Consider the following 404-nt stretch of genomic DNA (forward strand, 5'->3'; position numbering starts at 1 on the left):
GACAATAGCAAGAGTGAACCACCTGATCCCTTCCCGAACTCAGAAGTGAAACCTCTTAGCGCTGATGGTAGTGTGGCCTTTGCCATGTGAGAGTAAGTCATCGCCAGCTTTTAAATCTAAACACCCCTAACCTAACGGTTAGGGGTGTTTTTTATGTTACATTTATTTTAATTATATGATTGTCATTGATTAAGATGAAATCTCCTTAGAAAAAATTAAATCAAATTTTAAACAAGTAAAAAATATCTCTGTACACGACAAATTTCATAGGGCCCTTGTCCTATCAGGCTTTTTCTTTCTTAAAATTGCTAGCACTTTCTTAAATTCTTCTTTTTTTCCAAAACCAATCAAACGTAGAATAGCCATTTGAACATAGTCCAAACCGTAGCGAAATAAACTTACTG

Annotated in this window: 1 rRNA gene and 1 pseudogene; one reads left to right on the top strand and one right to left on the bottom strand. The window is 35.1% G+C overall.

The features are described from left to right. Positions 1-109 (top strand): 5S ribosomal RNA (gene rrf, locus CDG56_RS16815); the annotation flags it as partial. A 155-nt stretch (positions 110-264) separates the two neighbouring features. On the opposite strand, the pseudogene CDG56_RS16820 reads toward rrf, so the two are convergent. Further along, positions 265-404, bottom strand: a pseudogene (locus CDG56_RS16820) (IS4 family transposase); the annotation flags it as partial.

Origin of the sequence: Acinetobacter sp. WCHA39 (genome assembly GCF_002165385.1) — a bacterium.
Taxonomy (GTDB): domain Bacteria; phylum Pseudomonadota; class Gammaproteobacteria; order Pseudomonadales; family Moraxellaceae; genus Acinetobacter.